We start from the raw sequence: 20,996 nt of genomic DNA, 5'->3' as shown, positions 1-20,996 counted from the left end.
GTCAGTGTTCACCTCTTCTGGGCAGGCTGTGTAGCCGAGCAAGAATGTCAGGCGTGTCCACATCGGTCAGCTCATCATCCGGCCGGTCAATGAAGGTGGCCTGATGCCGGTAACGCTCAATCAGTGCGCGTGGGCCTGTATCAGCAGCCGGCAGCTCCAGCAGTTCAGGCAGGAGGCGAGCGTGGAGCAGCAGAGGCGGAGCCTGGACCGCGTGTGTGGCTGCGCCATAACGGGTGCCTATGAGCGGAGCGCCTGTGCGGCGAAACGCCTCGCGGAGCGCCCTGTAAGTTGAGGGCGTTACAAAAGGCATATCCGCTAAGGCGAAAGTCAGTGTGTCCAACGTCTCTGAGAGGGCCTGTGCCGCCACTTGGAAAGACGACAGGAGGCCCTGTTCGGGCTTTGGATGAACCACAGCGGTGAAGGGCAAATCGGCCAGGACAGCCGCAATGTCCCGGCCCACCGCGCCGGGCGGAACCACCACGGTGTACTTGTCGGTCACGTCTCCACCGCGCAGGATCGCCAAAGCAGCATACCGGCAAAGCGGCTGACCGTGCAGGAGCACGAGCTGTTTGGGAATACCCATCCGTCCGCTGGAACCGGCAGCCAGCAGCGCAGTGGCGTGAGCAGCCATGTGGACAATTATCAATGGAACCTTGGTATGAGTGCGAGCAAGGGGTTGTAGCAAGTCATTGGGGTAAGGCAACACGGTGAGGAAACTGTCTACACATGGCGGTCCCTCGATCACAGACAGGTGTTCTCAGCGAAGCCTAATCAGGATGATGTGGGCCTGTTCGCACTCGCCCCAGGTTCGGACCTTCGTCATTTTCAGGCTGAAGTCGCTCTCTGCTGGGAACATCACGTGGCACTGTCAGTGACTTTTGTTTCCCAGCGTCTCACAGTAGACGCGCACCCAGGTGGCCATGTTGTCGTGGTTGCGCTCTACAGCCCGCTAATACGGGAACCCCCAGCGTCTGAGTTTCCGAGAAAGGTGCGCGCGATCCAGCCAGATACCGTACTTCATACCGATCACGTGCCGGATTGTGAGCTGGTCCAACCGCTGCTGTCAAAGCCACGCAACCGGGCATTACCGTCCAAGATCAATCCAAGCTCGTCTTGCGGTACGAATGTGAGCTTCTTGGGTTGGCCGGTCGCGCGGGAAGCTCGCTATCACGTCTGAGCCAGGCCTGGATGGTGCCGTCAGTGACGCCAAACTGTTGCGTCAGGTCGCGGGTCGTGCGACCAGGGTCATTGAGCGCGAGCTGAGCGGCGAGACGTCCAGTTGGATGTGGGTGAGGCGACTGGGCCGCCAGGGGGAAATGGTCGCACCCCACGCGACATATTCTCATGAATCAGTAACTACAGAACATGGAGCGTGGGAAGCACCGTCAACAGGCGTTCGTGGAGCCCTACGAACGCCTCAGCTGATTGAAGAGGTCTATTTGCGCCAGACGGCGACCGTGACTGTGCCGCACGTGTAGGAGGAGGTTCGGCTGTACCCCTGACCGGTGTAGTTTGCATGTTTTTCAGCGGCTTGCGCAGCGCTCATCCCATGAAAGGATGCCCACTGACCTTGCCTTGGCACCCACGTTGAGTTATACGTGCTGCCGTTAGAGGCGCACGTAATCAGGTTGGGCATCATGCCGGAATCGGCCAGGTGGTCAACGAGCCGCTGATAATCGGCACCTTTAACACCATTAAACGTCAGATTGCCTGCGGGTCGGGGTGGCCAGAACAGCACTGAGGCTTCTGGAAAGGTTTTGCCAGCTAGAGGCGTCCAGGGTCCATCCAGACCGGCTTTTCCTCCGATAAAGGGTGTGGTCAACCCCCGCTCAAATGTCATGGGCATGGGCTGGCCCGCTTTCTGCAGATGAACATGGAGATGTGGGGCAGAAGAGGACCCTGAGTTGCCGATGCGCCCCAAAAACTGTCCGGCATTGACCCGGGCGCCATTGGTGACCCGCACCTCCTGTTCAATCCCTGTGCCGTCGCTCTTGCCGTTGGTGCCTGTAAAGACCTGGGCATTGTGTGGACACAGCGCAGCGGGAATGCTGCCCGGTTGAGCATGGGCATACAGGGCTTGAGCGCCGTCATCCTGCAAAATCCACAGGTGGTTGCCACCGCCAGCAAACTTGGATCCAGGCTTGTAAAGGGGGTGTAAGGCCCCTGGAATGTTCTCGGGGGCGTTGCGCCAGCAGCCTACTACCGTGCCGGCCGCCATAGCGTAGAAGGGTTTCCCGTAAACAATCCAGTTGCTGTTGACCTTGGTGTCGGTGGCACCGGCTTTCAGCCTGGACCAATTGGTATCAGACACGCGGCGCAGGGCCCCAATATCTTTGCCCTCCGCTTGAATACCCCCTGTGTGAACGCCCGCGTTGTAGCGCTCGTCGGCGTTAAGGTCGTCACCTCTAAGAGGCAGAGTCAGGGCAGCGGTGGTGGACTGAACAAGAGTGGCGACCGCCAGAGTGACCAACAGAGATTTTGAGGTCATGTGTATGCTCCTTGAAAGAAAGCGCAGGATTAGGCCTGCGTGGCGAGGGCGGAGACGCCGTGGCGCGCCATGAATGCGGCGGCTTCGTGCGGGCTGGTCAGCCAGGGAAAGAACTCAGGTGGGTGATTGAAGCCGTTGACAAAGGCGTGGGCTAGGCTGGGATGACGCTGCGCGGCGTCCAGAACACCCAGCACGTGTGGTGGGGGTGGTCCCAGTAGTGCATTCGTCCATTGGGTGACGTACTGGGCGTACCCCCAGTAGTCCTCAAAGGTATCCTGCATCCAACTCCGGTCAAAGGGGCGGTCGCGCTGCCACAGAATCCGTTCCAGGTAGACGGCAGAGGCGCGTGCGGCGCTGCCTGCGCCCTGACCGGTCAGGGGATCATTGACCACCACAGCGTCCCCCAGGCCCAGTACAGGTCGCCCCGAAGGCAGGGTGGCCACTGGGCGGCGGACCTGTGGGGTCACCTGTCCCACGAGTGTTGCCATGACGTCCGTCAATTGGGCGTCCTTGACCCTGTCGTAGTCCCAGGGAACGAAGGTTGCCATGAGGGCCAGCATGCGCTGAAGTTGGTTTGCAGGGTCCTGGATATCCTTAAAAACGTCCAGTGGCCCTCCCGGAACGGCTTCAATCAGCACATTCTCGTAGGGCAGCCACGCGCCCTGTGCGGTACGGGTCAGACCAGGGAGCAAAAAGACCTCGCCGGCACCGGAAATCAGATTGAAGGTGACGGCACTGTGGCCCGAGCGCGGCCTGACGTTTTGAAGATAAGCCAAAGCCAGGTGACGCTGCGGCGCATCATACGGGCTGCGCGACGCGTCTCTCTCAAAGATTCGCCCCAGATCACCCTTTCCGGTCGCGACCAGCACAAGGTCATGGGCGTCGCTTAAACGTTCAGCCGTATTCACATCTGCCTGCTCGGTCACCACGGCCCCGCCCCGCCCAGCAAACGTGCGCTGCCAGTGAGCAAACTTGACGCGTTGATCGATGCTGTAGGCCGGATGATCCAGCTGGGCTTCAAAGGACATGGCCTTGTGTCCAGGAAGTTCTGGGTGAGGCACACTGAAGGCGATGCCCTCGATTGAGGGGCACAGCCCATCCCAGAAGTTCAGGTCAAGCTGCCGCTCGGTTTCGCAGGCATCGTGGAACAGCGCTTGCGTGCTCATCACCTGACCTGACTCGACCTGTTCTGGGGTCCGGTCCGTCACCAGCGTCACCTGATAACCGTGATGCTGTAGGCCTAGCGCGAGTTGAAGTCCCGCCTGCCCAGCACCAATCACCGCAATTCGCCTCATTCATCCTCCTTTCCGGTTTACTGGCACCAGGTTCCCGCCACAGTGTGTGGCGATGCGATCGGGCCGTTGTTGTGAACTCGAGCAGAGCCTAGAAGGAGGCTGTGACATAGACGTGACGTCCAACGTCAAAGAAGAAGCGCTGTCTTGGACGGGGTTTTTAGAGAGATGGAACAGGCTACCTTTCTATTCTCATATCCTACTCATATCCTTAGAAGCCAAGAAATCCTCCCACGTGTTGGGGAGGGGCTCACCCAGCAGCGCGCACTGATGACGGATCTGTGTGTACACAGACACCAGCGTCATCAACTCGCCGCAGTCACGCAGGCACCGGAGCGTCAAGGACAGGGCAGGCCAGTCAAAAGGATCCATGGCCAGCAGAATCTGTCCGAGTCGAGCGGCCTCGGCGGGCTGCTGTGGTTCGGTAGCGTAGGCAGCGAGCCGCAGGCCGTAAGCCAGGACCTCCCGGGCACTGGATAGGAAGTCAGGAAAATCGGCGGCATAAGCGCCGCGCCACAATCCAGTCTGCTGCGTCTTCAAAAAGAGTTCCGCGTCGCTCAGGACCTCAGACCCCAAGGCGTACCCGTGATCCGTACGCACCACACAGGTAGCGCCGTATGCAGCGCGCAGACGGCGAATCTGCTGCCGGAGCCTGACCCCAGCCTGCTGCGGATCAGCGTCTGGAGCGAGGATTTCGAGCAGCTCATCTGGAGGCACGCCGGGTCGTCCGGCCAGACGGCTTTCGAGCAGGCAGATGAGCAGCCTGAATCCCTTGACTGAACGCTCGGGCAGAACCTCGCCGCCCCGTATCATCTGAACCGGGCCCAGGACAGTCAGCTGGAGGCGATCAGGCGGGGCGGCCGGCTCTGACGAGGCGGCTGCGCCAACAGCGCCAGCGGCCTCGGCTGCAGCCTCCTGCGGTGGAAAGAACTGTAAGGTCCGGCAGGCAAAGCTGAAGAAGTGATGCTGCCTGAAAAAAGCCAGGCGACGTTCTGCACTCTGCCGGTCTCCACGTAGACGGTCTGCTTCCAATCCGAAGCGCTCGGCGTAGGCCGGCATCTTCATGCTCCGTCCGAGGTCACCCGCCGCTTCAAATGCCTGTATGGCGTCCGCGGTTTCCCCCTGCCGCTCCAAGAGAAATCCCTTTGCAAACAGGTAGAAAGGGGCCGTGGCGGCCTGCCCGGTAGCGCGGATGATGGCTTCTCCCTCCTCAATCTGCCGCTGAGCCCTGGCCAGATCACCGTGTGCGCTTTCGGCCCACGCGCTGATACTCATCACCCAGGCCAGCAGGCTCTTGTCCTGAACTTCCTGCGTCAGGCGTAGGCCCTGACGGGCGTGCCTCACGGCCAGCAGACCATCTTGAGGCCGTGCCCACTCCAGCGACAGATTGCACAAGTACAGCTGGGTCAGGATGGTATACATCGAGGCTTGGCCTTCTCCAAGTAAATCCTGAGCGGCGAGCAGCAGATCTTGAGCCCCTTCGAAATCTCCCTGAATCATCCGGCAACTGGCCAGTTCACCCTGCGCCCGGGCCAGCAGGCGGGGGTCGCCCTGTGCTTCGGCCAGACGCACAGCCTGCTGTGCGTCCACTGCTGCCGCAGGCACCTGAAGGGCCCAGCTGAGGACACGGGCCCGCTCCAGCAGCAGCCCAGCCTGCAGGGCGACCGCACCTGCCTGAGCACTCACCTCGATGGCCTCTCCCAGGGTGGCAAACATCTGGGGGTTCGCCTGCGCAATTTGAATCCGGCCTAGCGCCTGAAGAAGCGCGGCGCGCTCAGCAGGCTCAGGCTTGCAGTTCAGCGCCTGCTGGATGCTGGCTTCCGCCTGGTCTGCCTGACCTGTGCGCAGCTGAGCCATCGCCACTTGAGAAGCCACAAGGGGAAAACCGTCCAACTCGTGCCGATGTTGGTTCCAGATGTCTAACGCTCCTACGAAGTCCGAAGCGCCTACTCGGGTCTCCAGCCAGCAGGCCCAGAAGTCGGAACGCTCACGGAGGGCTTCCGGGGCGTTCTCAAGTAAGCCTTCAGCTTCCTGCCCACGACCGGAGCGGGCCAGCAGCCTCGCACACAGGTGCAGCGCCTCGGCGCCAGAGGGATGGAGCAACCGGGCCTGAGTGGCCCTGCTCAGGGCCCGCTCTAGGTGGAAGGATTCCAGTGCCTGCGCTGCCTGAAGTGCTACTGCGGCCTGTTCAGGAGGAGGAACCAGGTCAGCCAACTGATCCAGAAGGTCAGCACAAGCGGCTGTCGCTCCCCGAGTCTGCGCGGACAGGAGCGCCCGTCTCAGCACCTGTATGGCCTCAGCGGTTGGCAGTTCGGCCCAGGGCAAAAAACGCGCTGCCTGCTCCGGTTGACCGTATAGGAACTGGACGCAGCGCCGCGCCACTTCACGGCGAAGACGGTAGGACATCTCCTTCAGAGCGACTTCCTGGAACAAAGGATGCCCAAAGTGACCGTCCACCAGAAGACCACGCCTGGCCGCATCCTGAGCCAACCTCGTCACTGCGGGTCCTGGCAAGTCACTGAGGGTCGCCGCCGCCTCAAGGTCGAGTGGATGGTCCGGTAGAGCGGTATCCCACATGGCCCACAGACCCATCAGCCGCCCAGCCTCCGCTGCCGTGACTGCTTCCACCGGCATTTGGCTCAGCTGATCGGCAATCAGGGCCTCAACACTGGTCGGAAGAGTTGACACACCCGGTTCCCGCCAATGCCACCGGTTGCCGTCCTGATAGAGGGCGCCGCTGCGGCTCAAATGCCGGAAAAACTCCAGGAGGAAGAGTGGATTGCCCTGACACCGCGTCGCCAACCAAGTCAGGGCAGCGTCGGGTAAAGGCCCCTGGGCCTGCTGTTCAACCAAAACGCGGGCTGCTGCTGGGTCCAGAGGTGCGAGGCGCTGCTCAACAAACGGCTCTGGCAAGGGCGTGCGACTGGAAACCAACAGAGCAACGCCCCTTTTGCGCGGCAGCGCGCGGCCCAATGACAGCCAGAACTGGCCCGCGCGACCGGAGACCTCATGGAAGTCTTCCGCCCAGATCAGCGTGGGATCCGCACGGTTAAGGAGGGTACTAATGGCTGTGACCAGAACAGAGAGATCCTGATCCTGGCCCTTCAGGTGGCGCTCCAGAGTCTGGCCGGCCCAATACGGAGCGCCGGGAAGGTCCAGCAGAGGAGCGAATCCAGTGTCGGCATTTCGCGTGTGCATGTGCAGGGAAGGCCCAGGCCACTTGGAGAGAAGCTGCTGCCCCAGATGCGTTTTGCCCATGCCCGCTTCACCTACCACCGCAATGGCCTGACCACCCCGGCGAGAATAGATCCGCTGCAGACGCTGGAAGAGGATGTGAAGATCGTCAGACACGGGAGCTCCTTTGTCGCGTGAGAGTCTTGGCCAGCCCCGGCTGAGAGCGCCGTGCTGATGAGACCTCCAGCACCGTCCGCAGGCCCTCCGCCGTGACAGTACACTCCACCCAGTCGCTTTGACACACCCTACCTGGCTACCGCACCAGCAGCCAAACCTCCTGATTCGGTTCTGGCAACTCAAGCTCGGTAGGCTGGTGAACCGTGGAAGCCTTCCGGCTCCCGTTTTCCCCTGAGCGTCACCGGGGTATCACCGCTTCTCCCTCAGCCAGCGGGACGTTCAGGAACTGCTTCACGAGCGCGGCACTGTTGTCAGTCACGAAGCCCTTGTCTGGTGGAACATCAAGTTCGCGCCGCTCCTCTCTGAGGAACTCCGTCACAGAGAACCCCGGCAGGGTTCTCGGCGGCATCTGGACGAGGTGCACATCGAAAACGGTGAGGCGTTGGCTTTAGATGGCCATGGTCAAGGACGGGAGCGTCCTCAGGAGGAAACACCGCGACACCAGGACTGCCAAATCGTTTTTCATCCGCTTGCCGGAAAAATCCGACGTTCCAGACGTCATTCATACTGACAATTTGTGGAGCTATGGTGCGGGCCTGTGTGAGCTTCCTGTGCTCCATACCGTAGAGCACATTTAGATCATTGCCGCCGCCCGTTGTAACAATCTTCGTGGAGGGCGCTTGGACCGCCGGGGCTTGTTGAGCCACTGCTGAACTTGAGATCAGGCCTCAAGTGACGACGCTCCTTCGAGTTTCAGTCGACCGCGGTCCTCTCGCGCTTCAGATCCCGTCGGAATAGGTCAGGGCCAACCACCCTTGAGGCTAGGCATTTGGAACTCTGGGTTCGCGAGGCCACTGGGGAAGAAAAGGGCTCCGGGATGCTCCGTCCATCCCTCGCCTCAGTCCAGCGGACAGCCGATTGCACCGCACATCTGGCATGGTGAACCGCTCAATGCAGTTGCGCAATCTGCACCAGGTTGCCGCACGTGTCATCAAACACAGCCGTTGTCACTGGCCCCATCGCTACGGGCGGCTGCGTGAACGCCACCCCCGCCGCACACAGCCGCTCATACTCAGCCTGGACATTCGTCACGCTGAAGGACGTACAAGGAATGCCGTCCTCCACGAGGGCCCGCTTAAAGGGACCGACGGCCGGGTGCTGGTCCGGTTCCAGAAGGAGCTCGACTCCATCCGTGTCTCCAGGGGACACCACGGTGAGCCACCGGTGGGTTCCGAGTGACACATCCTGCTTGGGCTCAAACCCGAGGATATCCGTATAGAAGGCCAGGGCTTTAGCTTGATCATCTACAAACACGCTAGTGACAGTGATGTTCATGTGGGGTCCTCCGGTGGAGTGGATGCGGGGCGACGCCAGCGGGTCACGAGGGCGTCCAGGGGAGTAGGGTCAACGTAATGGAGCTTGACGCGACCCTGACGGTGGGTGGTCAGGAGTCCAGCGGCTTCAAGTACTTGGAGATGTTGGGAGACGGCTTGGCGGGTGAGGGTCAGGTCGTGATGGGTGGTGAGACGGACGCAGAGTTCGAAGAGAGTCTGACCATCGCGCGCGCACAGCGCATCGAGGATCGTCCGCCGAGCTGGAGCGGCCAGGGCGTCATAGAGGTCCGCCACACCCCTACTATAGGCAAGTCACGACTTGCCTATCAAGAGGCCCTCTTACGTAGGTATGAAAATGAGTTGCTGGCCAACGCAACTGGACCTAGTGGTTCAATTGTGGGTGGTCGAGGCCGCCGTGTGAGCAGTTGTGGTGGAGTCAGCCAGAGCGATCTGTCATGCTCATGCGGTATGCCAACGCATGATGAGAACAATCTGGCTCAGCTTCAGCTGCTGCGAGACGAGCTAGGTGTGGTGGGTGAAGAGAGAGACGTCAAGGCAGATGTTCTTGAGCAGGTTCCAAGGTTAGAAGAAGTGGAATGAGTGTGCAGGTGCAGGAAAATAAGCTAATTCACTGTTTTGAATTACTCATATCCGTTCTAAGATAATGCTTCATGCCTGAGGAACTCTCCACCGACGAGCTCGCCCGCAAAGTCACCCAGGCGCTCCACGACCTGGACCTCGACACCTTAATTCCTACCCTCCACGAACGTGACCGCCTCCCTGGCCGTGCCCCCCAGCTGATCAGCAACCTGCGCCCCATCTTCGAGGCCGCCCGCCGCGACCATGTTTCCCTGCTGCGGCCACCGGCGGACTTCCAGCCCTGGCTCCAGCGGGTCATCCTCACCAACATCGACGGCACCGAGGCCAAAGGCAACACGCGGATCAGCCGGGTCACCGCCCTCCGCGCCCTCTACCGCGCCCTGCGAAAGCTGGAATTGCTGCACGGCGACCCCCTCGTGGACTTCCAGCTCCCCTCGGTCGAACTCCGGAGCGACCCGCTGCCGCCCAAAGCGGCCATCGAAAAGCTGCTCAGGGCTGCCAAAACCGATCCCAACCTCTTCGCTGCCCTCCTGCTGATCTGGCACCACGCGCTCCCCATGACCACCCTGCTGCGGCTGAAGTGGAGTGCCTTCAATCCAGAGAAGCGGACCTTGCTGCGCGACGACGTGGTCACACCGCTCACTGGCCAGGCCGCCACTGCCCTGGAGCGGCTAATCCACCAGGCGGGGTATGACCCCCTCTATCCCGACACGCTGGCCGGCACCCAGAGCAAACGAATGTTTCCCTACGACACGCTCGATGCCCTGCGGCTGCGGGTGCTTCAGACCTGCACCAAAGCGAACCTGAAGTTCATTCCGCCGGGGCTGATCAAAAAGTGCGCTCTGCGTGACCATGCCCGGAGTGCCGCCCATCTGGGCTACCGCGTGAATAAGCACTACAAGAAGGTTATCGCCTTGGCTCAAGCAGTTGCAGAATAGTATGTGTGGACGATCCTCTGATAATTTCGCGTTGACAGACCTTGCACCACCTCATTGCTTTCAAAAATATAAATGCGGGGTAAAATGAGCCTATTACATACAACCAAGCGAATGCATATTTTCATCGATGAAACTGCAAGCAATGATGGTCAAGTAATGCTGTTAGGTGCAATTTATGTTCCAGAAGAAGTCATGCAGACTGTTGACAACGATATCAATGCGCTGAGAAAAAGAATTGCGAAGGATCTCAGAAATCGTAAATATCCTGTTACACAACCAGAGACGCATGGAGTCAAGGAAAGAAGACGTCTCCGACTTGAACGTCCGAGAATACGCCGTGGCGGATGGCCGGAAATCCATGCACAAGAAATTTGGAATGGAGATGGCGTTTTTTCAAAAGACCGCTCTGATGCTAAAATTTTTGAGCGGCATTTAATATATTTGAAGAACGCATTAGATATTTATAAGAGAAATAAGATTTTCTTCAGAACCTTTATCTCAACGGCAAGCAGAAGACGTTTAACAGCATTATTTGCGCCTAATCACCATGCCGACTACGATGGTTTCTACACCGGTGATGTAAGCAGGTCAAGATTCAAAGATTTATACGACAATATCTACGTCCAAGCCCTTGCAGAGATGCTTACCACCATCGAAGAGGATTCACTGGAATACGACTGGGAGGCAGATATAATTTGCGATGCAGGCCAAAAACACGAAGTATATAGATCGCTTGTAGCATTTGAATTCTTCAGGTCACAAGGCATCTTTACTAAGATCGCAGATCCGATATTTCTAGATAGCGATAAAAGTAATCTCATACAGCTCTGCGACACTGTTACGTTCATTTATGGCAAGTTAGAGGCATTGGTAGACAGTAAAAATGAGATGCATAGGCATTATGAAATATTAGAAAGTATAGTTAAAGAATATGTAGATCCGACATATCTTTACAAAGCTCGAATAGGGGCAGGAAGGCCCAGCACAGATAAACAAATTTATATACAGGAGATTTTTGCGCTTAACCTGCTGTTCTTTCATAGCGGCGGACATGCCAGCACTTTGCAAGCCAGAGAGAGACGATTCCATCAGCTCATCAATAACCTGGAAATAGTGAGCTAAAAATGGTAAAGGCCAGAGTCGTAAATGACTCTGGCCTCTCCCCAGAGTCTAAACACTCTAGAGCCAATCCTCAACCCTTTCAGCGCTGTGTGGACACCTGTCTTGCCAACTGCGGCAACAGCACGCGAGTCACAATGTCACTCCACTGGGCCAGCGGCGACAACATAATCGCTGCTCTCCAATCAGCACCGTCCCAGACAGTCTGCGGGAGATCATCAGGGTGAATACCACGATCTGGTCTGAAGCCCCCAGTGCGCTGGAAAGCAGGCCTCCGCCTCCGCTTCAGTGGCTTATGAGATCAACATCTTGTATATGCGTGGTTAGTTTGACCCTGGCGAATACAACCTATACACTTGTCGCACCGCTACCACTTGGTAGCACTTCGCAGGAACAGAGGGAAGTCCGGTCATGCCTCTTAGATAGGGGTTCAGTCCGGCACGGTCGCGCCACGGTTACAGTCCGAACGCTCGCCTCGCGAAGATTTCGTCCAGGTTCTTCGCTCCCCCCGAGGAGCAACAAGGAGTGATTTGAGAGAGGATTGAGCAGTGCCGGCGCGACTGAGGCCTGCGATCCACAAAATTAAAGAAGACGTGCTGGTCATCGATCCACGTTCTTACTCCGTGCCGAATAGCGTCCCTGACGCCATTTCAGCACAGGAGAGCTTTCTCGGAGGCAACATTGCTACCGATATAGCCAAGAAAAGGACGATCTTCGCGCTCGCATAAGCTGATCGTCCTTCAGATTTCCGACGAGAAACCGGATTGCGCTTGTTCAAGGCGCACGTCCATTCTCTATCGTCTCCAGTATAGTCCACGGACTGGAGACAGGTAGTTCTATTCCCAAAGGACCAAAATGACTCTTCCTGAACCTACCTTACTTCTCGCTTTCCTTGCATTTCTCCTAACGTTAGTCGCACTAGGAGCTCGAATTCCCCTTAACCGAATTCTACGTTTACTGGAGAATAACAGTAGGGAAACCGCGATACTTTTCGCCTTGGCCCTATTTCTTTGGTTTCTGATGACTAATCCTTTTGGAGCCTGAAGCCCTCTAAATATAATAACTCCTCTGTCTGCAATGGTGCAGACAGAGGATTCTGACTTAGATAGAGTTGACTTATCCCTATTCAGTTGACGTCCGAATCACAAGCAAAGGCAAGTTCACTTTAGAGGCTGCCAAGAGGGCTATGCAAAAAGGGGCTTCAAGTTGTTGCAGAGCAGAATGGGCCTCAGTACACGATTGGCGCAAAATTGTACGCCAAGCGAAAATCATTGTTCCACACAGTGTTTTTCGCAGTGACGCATGCGGGAACGCTGATGCAGTCGATCTCCAGCTGTCGTCTCAATTCAGCTCTACTTCTTTTGGGACAGATTCCAGAACCGATGGAATCGACGTTTTTCACTCCTCAATTTCAGAGGCTTCAATCGAGACAGGCGAGACGAGGGCTTAGCGTACAAAAATTTGCCAATCGTGTAGTCCAATGGTTCGGACACTTTTCGAGCAGTGCGGAGCGGCCTCTGCGAAAACATCGTCTAGGAGGGCAGTCCCGTTACCCCCCTCCTGGCCTCCCCCGCGAGGGGAGAGAGGTGAAAACAGCGTATTCATCGGGTCGCTTCATGCGAAATGCTGAAACTGTCCGAACCATTGGTAGTCAGGCCTAGATGTGGTGGTGCCTCGACTCTACGTCTCGTATCTTACTTACATGACTCGGTATCTCGATAAGCTCAAACGTGAAGCCCGTCAGGGCATGGGATATCACTGGCACCAAGAAGATCAGCTGCTGAAGCTTGCAGAAGAGCTTCAAGGCAGGGTTGTCCCCGCGATGCAAGTAACCCAGATGTTTGAAGAACTCTTCCAGAAAGCACTCTTTACTGCACAGCCAGTCACATTGACGCGTGCGGCAGCGGAGCATGCGGCGCAGCAGCCATTATCCGAGCACACCGGCCCAGGGCCCAACGCCGCTTGGTTTGAACTCCCGGAAGGATTCTCTCCTTCAGAAAATTGGCAGGGTGGCCTTGTCTTCAGCGTGCGACCAGGTGACACGTTCTTTCAGACTCGCGCGGAACATGGATACGTTTTCCTCCTGCTGTTCCGCGATCCAGATGTATACCGGCTCAACTTTGTCCCTTTGATTGACGGCACATTGACACCCAGCCGCATTCAGATGAGCGGATTGGCTGATCAGGCCGTCGTAGTGGGGCGATCCCACGAGGAAATGAAGCAGCTAGCTCAAGACAGCGTAAGACACTGGCGCACCTTCCTAGCCGCTCATCCAGAGCGGCTGAGCACAGGAGGATAAGGTCACTCTGACTGGATTGCCATAACGTTTAGATCCACCTGTGGCCTCAGTCGTACGGAGGCCACAGGTTTCTTAAGTCTCCCCCTGGCGGAGCGTTCGAGGGGTCTTCTTGAGGCTTCTGTGGCCTCAGCAGTTTTACGCAACTCCAACATGTTTTACGCAATAGGGTGGCGTCCCCCACCCTGATGAAATTTAGGAAGACCGTCTTTGGCTACGGCTGGCACGACAAATACATCCATATCCGGCTTTGCAATCATATATGCGTAAAAGAATTATTTTACGTAATATGAAGTTAAACGTGATATTCTGCCTATAGATAAGGAGGCGATTACCCGTGAAAGAACAGACTCAACGGATGCTCAACGCAATGGCTGAGATGCTGGAACGCTGTGGCCATTCCCCTGACGAAGCCCGGCTCATCGCCGCCGACATGCTCCAGCGCCAGGCCGACGTGGTAGCCGGCTGCTCCTGGGGTGGTGTCCACGCCGAGTTCTTAGTGCAGCTGTGGGCGCAGGCCACCCACGGCGGCAACAAGCGCCGACTGCTGCTGGAAGTCACGGCGGAAGGCAATAGTTCCGACGAGTACCACGGGCACATCCGCGTTGAAGTCAAAGAGGCTCAGACCTGGGCCGACTTTGACCGCGAGCAGCGCGAAGCCCGCGACCGGGCGGTGAACTGAGATGCCGGTGCTCCAGCAAGGCGACCTCACGCTGTCCTACGGCTGGGATGCGCCGCTTCAGTATTTCTACCTCACCGTCGAGCGGGACGATGAACTGGAGTACTGCAACTTGGACGATCCCCAGGCCACTGCGGGCCCTTACGGCGGCGGCCTGACCCTGATGCAGCTCCAGACAAAGCTGGCCGGGTTCGGCCTGGTGTTATCCACTGCCGACCTGGATACTCTGGCCGGACGGACCCCCGCCGCCTCGCCGCGCGCGCCGGAACTGACCGACCTGTTGGAGCGCCTGAACCGCCCTCGCTAGGGCCCTGAGGCTTTCCCTTTGGCTGACCCGGAGTCCACCTGACCTTCTGCGCCCCTCGTGCAGGATGGAAGGGAAGATCTCTTTCATCAGGCGTGCAGACAGCCCTCAACGCTGATGCCCGGAGGCGGGCTCAAGTCCGCACAGGCCTGAACCGTGAACCCTCCACTGTACCCTGACGTGAAGGCCCCTGAACCGGGCAAGGAGCATCCATGACCCCTTTTCTGATTCCTGCCCATTGGCATTCCCGCCTCCCCTCCCGCACCGCCGAGGTCCTGGAGCGGTACGTGAACTACGGTCCAGTGGTGCTGTCCAGCTTCCACTTCCGCCTGCTGAGCGGCGACGCCTTCGGTGCAGCGTGTGTGGCCGACGCGGAGAATCAGGCGGCGATGGGCAGCATATTGGAACTAGTGGCGACTGAGTTTCCCGGCGACTGCTATGGCAGCCCGGAGCGCGTCACGAACTGGCTGGGCCTGCTGCATGGGTCTGCTTTTGAACCCGAACCATCAGCAGAGGGGGGCGAGGACGGCCTTGAGCCTGTTTGACGTGCTGCCCGCGTTTGAGGGGTACCTGCTGCACGAGGAAGCCCTGAGCCCGGCCACCGTGCGGCAGTACCGCGCGGATACGGAAAAGCTCGCCAACTGGCTCCTGACCGAGTACGAGCACCTGACCGGGTGGGAGCAGATCGGGGCACGCGAACTGCGGGTCTACATGCAGCAGGGCCGCCCCGCCCCAGCGCGGGCCCGGCGACTGGTCTCCAGCTGGAAGAAACTGTGGCGCTACCTGGAAGACGTAGAGAAGCTGAGCATGCAGCGCGGGCCAGCGGAACTCAAGAGTCCCAAGCTCCCGTCGAAGTTGCCGCAGCCGCTCAGTCAAGAGGAATTGTCTCGCCTGCTGAACGCCGCCCGCGAGAACGCCAACGACGACAAGGGCCTGCGAGACTGGGCCATCTTGGCGTTCTTGTATGGCACCGGCCTGCGAATCAGCGAGGCCCTAAACCTGAAGCTGAGCGACGTGGAGCACCAGGGCGGTGACCCCCTCCCGACGGCGGTGCGGGTGGTGGCCAAGGGGAACGAGGAGCGGCTGATTCCCCTCAGTGCCACGGCACAGCGGGCGCTGTACCAATGGCTCCGGGTGCGGAAGATTCAGGCCAGAGGGCACAGTCCCCTGGTGTTCGTGCATCTGTCGAGTGGCAAAGCGATTCCGGTTCGCACGGTGCAGGCGATGATGCACCGGGTGGCGGTGCGGGCCAACGTGCCGGCGGCGCGGGCCACCCCTCACAAGCTGCGCCACACCTTCGCCACGAATCTGGTGAATGTGGGCCGCCCCCTGGAGGAAGTGCAAGAAGCGCTGGGCCACAAGAACAGCAACGTCACCCGGAGATACGCCAAGTTGAACCGCTCCCGGTTGAAGGCGGCCGCCGATGCGCTGCCTGACGTGGATTGATAGGCCTCTAGCAGGAGAACGCTTTGACCCTCTCTTTCAGACGACGTTGGCACTCAACATAGATCCTTCGACCCTCTCCAGTACAGTTGAGGTACAAAATGGAACTCAAGGAATACACTTTTGAATTGCACGAGAGAACCACGCAGATTATTTACGGTCTTGCACTGACATGCGACGTAAGCCCTTCTCGCGCACTTGAAATGCTCTTGCTTGCCAACAACAACAGGCGCTCAAAGGAAGAGTGGGAGGTTTGGCGTCGCATCGCAGAAGCTGCGCCTCAAGCAGCACAATACGAAGAGGAGAAGGGCGGTGAAGATTTGGACTATGGGGAGGAGGCGGCTATTGCTGATCTTCCGATTGAAGATTTCACGATGGCTTTTGAAACAACGATTGTGTGGCCTTGGCCCCGTGCGGCGGGCGACACCATTACCATTCTTGACGCCACTTCCGAACTCCTGCTGGAGTCGTAAAGCGCGTCATTCCTGTCTGTGAACGGCTGCTTGAGGTCATTTGAGAGGCGTAAATCTCCCGATCAGTCGGGCATCTAAGTCAAAAGGAAGCCCGCAATGACCAAGGCCCAAAGCCGCTGACGCAGCTAGTGGCCACCGAAGTCCTGAGCCTGGCGGCCGAGCTGAGAGCCGTTCATGGCTGAGCACGCGCAGGCCTTCACACTGGGCGAGATTCAAGACACAAGGGCCCTCCGCTGACCTCAACGCTTGACGCGGAACCTGCCCAGCGCCACGCTGAAGGCATGACTGTTCGAGGCGCCGCCCCATACCCCACCGCCTCTGTGCACAACCAGCAGACCTTCGAGACCTGCATCGCCACCACCCTGCGCGTCCTGGCCTGCATCGAGTTCAACCCGGTCGTCGGGGAAGCGCCCCTGAACCAGGCACTGCTGCTGGCCACCGCCGACCAGATCGAGCGCCATGCCCAGGATTTGGCCGTCCTGGCGGGCTTTCCCCATACCGACGTGGTGGGCTACGGTCAAGACTGGTATGCGGAAGTCAGTCGTGCACGCAAAGCCCCGCTGCAAGCCGCTTACCATGCCCTGCACTCGGCGGCCTGGCTGGGCCTGGAGCAGGGCGCCACCACGGCAGGGATGCTGGCGGGCGTGGCGGCCGCCGTGCGCGACCTCGCCGGTCCGGTGGGCCGCGTGACCCATTAGGTGGCGGCCACGTCCGCCCTTGATCCCCTGGTGTTCGGGTCCGACCCGACGCCCGGTATCGTGTCGGTCCATGCCGACCTGTCTGGGCGTGCGCTGATTTGGCGCCGAGACGGCACGCAGGTCTGGCTGGAGCGCGCGCGGTTCCGCCCCTGGCTGTATGCCCGCGATCTGGCCGACGTCGAGCATCTGGACAGCAAATTGGCGCTGGGCGACGATCAAGCCGCTTTCAGTGCACGGGAGGTCCCTGGCCCGCAAGGCAGCCTGCGGTACCTACTGAGTGCTCAGGATGGCCGGGCATTGCGACAAGCGGTCCTGACCGGGGCGCAGCGGCGCCTGGGACGGCGGGTGACCAGTCTGCACGACGTGTCCGGCTATTACACGGTGGGCGCGACCGAGCAGTACGGCATTGCAGTAGCAGGGGTCAAGTGAGAGTAGGAACAGGAACTTACCCTAAGGGTCGACGTGTCCAGTTGGGGTATACCTCAGCTGGACATTCCTCTTTGCTGAAGAACACGCACTGCGAGTGTCCAGTTGAAGTCCTTTTTCGTCTATTCTGACACCTGTCAGGTCAGGTCTAGACGTCAACCTGACACTGGTAGGAGCACATGAATAAAGGGCAGCGCGTCGGCTACATCCGGGTCAGCAGTCTCGACCAGAACACTGCTCGTCAACTGGACGGGATTGAACTGGACCGGTGTTTTGAAGACAGAGCCAGCGGGAAAAATTCTCACCGACCTCAACTGCAGGAACTGTTGCGGTTCGTTCGCGAAGGCGACACGGTGATGGTCCATAGTATGGACCGGCTCGCGCGTAACGTGGATGACCTCCGCCAGTTGGTTCTAGAGTTGACTGGGCGGGGCGTCCGGGTTGAGTTCGTCCGGGAAGGGCTCGTCTTTGCTGGAAACGATGCACCGCTCAGTGTGTTGATTCTGACTGTTCTTGGTGCCGTCGCTGAGTTTCTGCGCCAGAATCATCTTGAAAATCAACGCGAAGGCATCGCCAAAGCGAAACAGTCGGGCAAGTACAAGGGCCGGAAACCTGCGCTGAGCACCGCGCAGGCAGAGCAACTTCGGCGACGAGCCCAGAACGGTGAGGCCAAAGCAGGCCTCGCGCGTGAATTGGGGATCAGTCGAGAAACCCTCTACAGCTACTTGCGGTCTGGCTGATGCCAGACCGCAGCCTGTCTTCTCCCATATGCCGGCAGAGCTATGCCCGTTGAATTTCTCAGCGATGAACAGGCCGCCCGTTACGGCCAATACCACGGGGACCCAACTCCTGAACAACTCACCCAGTATTTTCTCCTGACGGACGCTGATCTTGCATTGCTGGCGGAGCGTCGCCGAAAGCACAACAAGTTAGGGGTAGCCATCCAACTCTGCACCTTGCGATTCCTAGGCACTTTTCTCCCTTCGCCCAGTCAGGTCCCCGCCATGGTGGTAGAGCATCTTGCCCAACAACTCGAGCTGTCACCTGACCTCCTGCAAAAGTACGGTCAGCGGGAAGCGACGCGTTCGAAACACCGCGCACTCCTGCTCACCCACCTGGGCTACCGGGAGTTCGGCGACTGGGCAGCCATTCATCTGATTCGCTGGGTCTACGCTCAGTTGGCGCTGAGCGCTCAACGCCCCAGTGTTCTCTTTGACTTGGCAACTGCTCATTTGAGTGGCCAGAAGATTGTGCTGCCTGGTGTTACTGTGCTGGCTCGGCTGATTGCCCGAGTCCGTGACCGCTTCGCGGTACGGACGTTCGAAGGCCTGAGTGCTCGTCTCTCCCGAGAGCAGGAGCAGGCTCTGGAGAGCCTGCTGGTGTTGGGCGAAGGCGACTGGAAGACGCCTCTTGAGGTTCTCCGTACACCGCCAACACGGATCTCATCGCCAGCACTTGATCAGGCGTTCCACCGCATAGAACAGGTTCGCTCGCTGGGTGTGCACACCGTCAATCTGGACGATGTACCAGATTCTCGACGCGTTGTTCTGGTACGTCACGCTCAGGTAGTTCGCGTGCAATTGCTGGCTCGCATGGGGGAAGATCGTCGCCTGGCAACGCTGTTGGTGTTCATTCAACATTTGGAACGTTCAGCCACAGACGACGCCTTAGACGTCTTTGACGCGCTGATGACCAAGTTCACCCTTATGGGGTTGGGCCGCCGCAAGAAAGAGCGTCTGCGTACCCTCAAAGATCTTGACCAGGCTGCCCTTCAGCTGAGAACAGTGGCACAGGTTCTACTGGACCCTGATGTCCCCTCTGCTGAGCTTCGCAACGCGGTTTTCGCCCTTGTGAATGCTGAGGAGCTTGGCCAGGCCATCCGAACGGTAGCCGCCCTGGCCAGTGAAGATGATGATCCAGCGCCAGAGGCGCTGGTGAACTCCTACACCACGGTGCGGCGTTTCCTGCCGACCATGTTAAGGACCATTACACTCGAAGGAACCCCAAGTGCCAGACCTTTGCTTGATGCCTGGCACTTTCTTCAGCGAATGGAAGTGGGCGGTCGTGGGAAGCCGAAGTGGAGCGACGCCCCCCGGCCTGTGGTGCCCAAAGGGTGGGCACGCCGAGTTTTTCCCCGTTCTGGTGGCGTCGATCACCAGGCTTACACCCTCTGCGTGCTGGAACGTTTACAGCAGGCTTTGAAGCGCCGAGAGGTGTTCGCTCCGAGGAGCGAACGCTACGCTGATCCGCGTGCAGAACTTCTCCAAGGAGAGGCTTGGATAGCCGCCAGACCAGATGTTCTTCGCGTGTTAGACCGATCCCTAGACCCGAGACCCGCTCTAGAGGCGTTGCGAACAGACCTCACCAACGCCTACCGAGAGGTGGAGACCCACCTTACGTACAACCGAGCGTTGACCCTTACAGTCGAGAATGGTCATACGCGCGTGTCCCTCAGCCCACTCGAAGCCTCGCCTGATTCCCCCACATTGAAATCCCTTCGGGCACAAGTCGCCGCACGCCTCCCTGTGGTGGATCTAGCTGAACTTTTGATGGAGGTGCATGAGCTGACCGGAATGGCAGATGCGTTCACGCACGTGTCAGACGGCAAATCATTCGCGCGCGACCTTCCACTCAGTATCTGTGCCGTTTTGCTGGCGCAGGCCTGCAATATCGGATTGAAAGCTGTGTCCAGACTGGACGTTCCTGCGTTGACTCTGCCCCGATTGTCTTGGGTTCAGCAGAACTATGTGCGGGCAGAAACGCTTATCCAAGCGAATGCCCGTCTGGTCGACGCGCAGTTTGACCTACCGCTGGCTCAACAGTGGGGCGGCGGTGAAGTGGCTTCTGCAGACGGATTGCGCTTCGTCGTTCCTGTACGAACGATCCATGCCGGCTGGAACAGCAAATATTTCGGAGCGCAGCGTGGGGTGACGTACTACAACTTCACCAGCGACCAGTTCACGGGCTTTCACGGCATCGTCATTCCTGGAACGTTGCGCGACTCGCTTTACATTTTGGCGGGTCTGCTGGAGCAGCAGACCCGCCTGGACCCACGCGAGATCATGGCGGATACGCATGGCTCCAGCGATGTGGTCTTTGGCTTGTTTTCTCTGCTGGGCTATCAATTCAGTCCACGACTCGCAGATCTACCTGATCAGCGGTTCTGGCGTCTGGACCGGGAGGCTGATTACGGCGCCCTCAACGATCTCAGCCGCCACATCGTTAATGAGCGGCTGATCGCCGCTCATTGGGAGGACATGCTGCGCTTAGCAGGTTCGTTGAAGTTGGGTAAGGTCGGCGCGACGAGTGTAATGCGCACGTTGCAACGAAATGGCAGCTTATCCGGGCTTGGGCGAGCAGTGGCTGAGTTAGGGCGTGTGGAAAAGACCCTGTATCTGCTTCGGTACGTGCAGGACGAGGCGTACCGTCACCGTATTCAAAAACAGGTCAATCGTGGAGAACTCCGTCACAGTGTGGCGCGAGAAGTGTTTCATGGCGGGAAAGGAGAGGTACGGCAGCGCTACCGCGAAGGGATGGAAGATCAACTGGGCGCAT

At 58.7% G+C, this 20,996-nt stretch carries 19 protein-coding genes and 1 pseudogene; 14 read left to right on the top strand and 6 right to left on the bottom strand.

Annotation, left to right across the window (positions count from 1 at the left end; all coding sequences use genetic code 11):
- Window position 1: 1 nt before the first annotated feature.
- The 4 genes from K7W42_RS21210 to K7W42_RS21195 form a co-directional block, all read right to left on the bottom strand.
- On the bottom strand, window positions 2-631 hold the full coding sequence (locus K7W42_RS21210) for a nucleotidyltransferase family protein (RefSeq protein ID WP_224577227.1): 630 nt from the start codon (window positions 629-631) through the stop codon (window positions 2-4).
- 804 nt (window positions 632-1,435) lie between these two features.
- Complete coding sequence (locus K7W42_RS21205) at window positions 1,436-2,470, bottom strand: M23 family metallopeptidase (RefSeq protein ID WP_224577226.1); 1,035 nt, start codon at window positions 2,468-2,470, stop codon at window positions 1,436-1,438.
- Between the two features lie 47 nt (window positions 2,471-2,517).
- Window positions 2,518-3,783, bottom strand: coding sequence for a styrene monooxygenase/indole monooxygenase family protein (locus K7W42_RS21200; RefSeq protein ID WP_224577225.1), 1,266 nt, complete (start codon window positions 3,781-3,783; stop codon window positions 2,518-2,520).
- Window positions 3,784-3,972: 189 nt separating this feature from the next.
- Window positions 3,973-5,637, bottom strand: coding sequence for an alginate export family protein (locus K7W42_RS21195; RefSeq protein ID WP_224577236.1), 1,665 nt, complete (start codon window positions 5,635-5,637; stop codon window positions 3,973-3,975).
- Window positions 5,638-6,789: 1,152 nt separating this feature from the next.
- On the opposite strand from K7W42_RS21195, the gene K7W42_RS21190 reads away from it, so the two are divergent.
- Window positions 6,790-7,152 carry a hypothetical protein gene (locus K7W42_RS21190; protein WP_224577235.1) on the top strand — a complete coding sequence of 121 codons (363 nt, stop codon included), beginning with the start codon at window positions 6,790-6,792 and terminating at the stop codon, window positions 7,150-7,152.
- Window positions 7,153-7,362: 210 nt separating this feature from the next.
- Window positions 7,363-7,766: pseudogene (locus tag K7W42_RS21185) on the top strand (transposase domain-containing protein); the annotation flags it as partial.
- 313 nt (window positions 7,767-8,079) lie between these two features.
- Here K7W42_RS21185 and K7W42_RS21180 read toward each other — a convergent pair.
- Both K7W42_RS21180 and K7W42_RS23375 read right to left on the bottom strand, forming a co-directional pair.
- Window positions 8,080-8,466 (bottom strand): VOC family protein, encoded by a 387-nt coding sequence (locus tag K7W42_RS21180; RefSeq protein ID WP_224577224.1) that lies wholly within the window; start codon window positions 8,464-8,466, stop codon window positions 8,080-8,082.
- Window positions 8,463-8,759, bottom strand: coding sequence for an ArsR/SmtB family transcription factor (locus K7W42_RS23375; protein WP_224577223.1), 297 nt, complete (start codon window positions 8,757-8,759; stop codon window positions 8,463-8,465). The genes K7W42_RS21180 and K7W42_RS23375 overlap by 4 nt, the downstream gene beginning before the upstream one ends.
- A gap of 377 nt (window positions 8,760-9,136) precedes the next feature.
- On the opposite strand from K7W42_RS23375, the gene K7W42_RS21170 reads away from it, so the two are divergent.
- The 12 genes from K7W42_RS21170 to K7W42_RS21115 all read left to right on the top strand — a co-directional run.
- Entirely contained in the window at window positions 9,137-10,003 is an 867-nt protein-coding gene (locus tag K7W42_RS21170) for a site-specific integrase (RefSeq protein WP_224577222.1), read from the top strand.
- 111 nt (window positions 10,004-10,114) lie between these two features.
- Complete coding sequence (locus tag K7W42_RS21165; protein ID WP_224577221.1) at window positions 10,115-11,125, top strand: DUF3800 domain-containing protein; 1,011 nt, start codon at window positions 10,115-10,117, stop codon at window positions 11,123-11,125.
- Window positions 11,126-12,824: 1,699 nt separating this feature from the next.
- Window positions 12,825-13,421: a hypothetical protein gene (locus tag K7W42_RS21160; protein WP_224577220.1), complete on the top strand. Its 597-nt coding sequence runs from the start codon at window positions 12,825-12,827 to the stop codon at window positions 13,419-13,421.
- 355 nt (window positions 13,422-13,776) lie between these two features.
- Window positions 13,777-14,100 carry a hypothetical protein gene (locus K7W42_RS21155; protein WP_224577219.1) on the top strand — a complete coding sequence of 108 codons (324 nt, stop codon included), beginning with the start codon at window positions 13,777-13,779 and terminating at the stop codon, window positions 14,098-14,100.
- A 1-nt stretch (window position 14,101) separates the two neighbouring features.
- Complete coding sequence (locus K7W42_RS21150) at window positions 14,102-14,404, top strand: hypothetical protein (RefSeq protein ID WP_224577218.1); 303 nt, start codon at window positions 14,102-14,104, stop codon at window positions 14,402-14,404.
- A 209-nt stretch (window positions 14,405-14,613) separates the two neighbouring features.
- Entirely contained in the window at window positions 14,614-14,946 is a 333-nt protein-coding gene (locus K7W42_RS21145; protein WP_224577216.1) for a hypothetical protein, read from the top strand.
- On the top strand, window positions 14,933-15,847 hold the full coding sequence (locus tag K7W42_RS21140) for a tyrosine-type recombinase/integrase (RefSeq protein WP_224577214.1): 915 nt from the start codon (window positions 14,933-14,935) through the stop codon (window positions 15,845-15,847). The genes K7W42_RS21145 and K7W42_RS21140 overlap by 14 nt, the downstream gene beginning before the upstream one ends.
- A 98-nt stretch (window positions 15,848-15,945) precedes the next feature.
- On the top strand, window positions 15,946-16,317 hold the full coding sequence (locus K7W42_RS21135) for a hypothetical protein (RefSeq protein ID WP_224577213.1): 372 nt from the start codon (window positions 15,946-15,948) through the stop codon (window positions 16,315-16,317).
- A gap of 281 nt (window positions 16,318-16,598) precedes the next feature.
- Window positions 16,599-17,015, top strand: a complete 417-nt coding sequence (locus tag K7W42_RS21130; RefSeq protein ID WP_157459540.1) for a hypothetical protein — start codon at window positions 16,599-16,601, stop codon at window positions 17,013-17,015.
- Entirely contained in the window at window positions 17,016-17,444 is a 429-nt protein-coding gene (locus K7W42_RS21125) for a hypothetical protein (RefSeq protein ID WP_224577211.1), read from the top strand.
- 176 nt (window positions 17,445-17,620) lie between these two features.
- A complete protein-coding gene (locus K7W42_RS21120; RefSeq protein WP_224577209.1) occupies window positions 17,621-18,181 on the top strand; it encodes a recombinase family protein in 561 nt (186 codons plus the stop codon).
- Between the two features lie 42 nt (window positions 18,182-18,223).
- Window positions 18,224-20,996 (top strand): Tn3 family transposase (locus tag K7W42_RS21115; protein WP_224577207.1); only part of this gene is annotated, 2,773 nt, incomplete at its 3' end.

Source organism: Deinococcus betulae, assembly GCF_020166395.1.
GTDB lineage: Bacteria > Deinococcota > Deinococci > Deinococcales > Deinococcaceae > Deinococcus > Deinococcus betulae.
The sequence above is the reverse complement of the archived record's forward strand: the minus strand, read 5'-3'. Positions and strand labels throughout refer to the sequence as shown.

Excerpts from the sequence above, each read along its gene's own strand:
- K7W42_RS21190 (WP_224577235.1), top strand. The coding sequence starts at position 6,790 with ATGGAAGTCTTCCGCCCAGATCAGCGTGGGATCCGCACGGTTAAGGAG.
- K7W42_RS21155 (WP_224577219.1), top strand. The coding sequence starts at position 13,777 with ATGCTCAACGCAATGGCTGAGATGCTGGAACGCTGTGGCCATTCCCCT.
- K7W42_RS21200 (WP_224577225.1), bottom strand. The coding sequence starts at position 3,783 with ATGAGGCGAATTGCGGTGATTGGTGCTGGGCAGGCGGGACTTCAACTC.
- K7W42_RS21120 (WP_224577209.1), top strand. The coding sequence starts at position 17,621 with ATGAATAAAGGGCAGCGCGTCGGCTACATCCGGGTCAGCAGTCTCGAC.
- K7W42_RS21160 (WP_224577220.1), top strand. The coding sequence starts at position 12,825 with ATGACTCGGTATCTCGATAAGCTCAAACGTGAAGCCCGTCAGGGCATG.
- K7W42_RS21165 (WP_224577221.1), top strand. The coding sequence starts at position 10,115 with ATGCATATTTTCATCGATGAAACTGCAAGCAATGATGGTCAAGTAATG.
- K7W42_RS21180 (WP_224577224.1), bottom strand. The coding sequence starts at position 8,466 with ATGAACATCACTGTCACTAGCGTGTTTGTAGATGATCAAGCTAAAGCC.
- K7W42_RS21145 (WP_224577216.1), top strand. The coding sequence starts at position 14,614 with ATGACCCCTTTTCTGATTCCTGCCCATTGGCATTCCCGCCTCCCCTCC.
- K7W42_RS21150 (WP_224577218.1), top strand. The coding sequence starts at position 14,102 with ATGCCGGTGCTCCAGCAAGGCGACCTCACGCTGTCCTACGGCTGGGAT.
- K7W42_RS21130 (WP_157459540.1), top strand. The coding sequence starts at position 16,599 with ATGACTGTTCGAGGCGCCGCCCCATACCCCACCGCCTCTGTGCACAAC.
- K7W42_RS21170 (WP_224577222.1), top strand. The coding sequence starts at position 9,137 with ATGCCTGAGGAACTCTCCACCGACGAGCTCGCCCGCAAAGTCACCCAG.
- K7W42_RS21135 (WP_224577213.1), top strand. The coding sequence starts at position 15,946 with ATGGAACTCAAGGAATACACTTTTGAATTGCACGAGAGAACCACGCAG.
- K7W42_RS21210 (WP_224577227.1), bottom strand. The coding sequence starts at position 631 with ATGGCTGCTCACGCCACTGCGCTGCTGGCTGCCGGTTCCAGCGGACGG.
- K7W42_RS21195 (WP_224577236.1), bottom strand. The coding sequence starts at position 5,637 with ATGGCTCAGCTGCGCACAGGTCAGGCAGACCAGGCGGAAGCCAGCATC.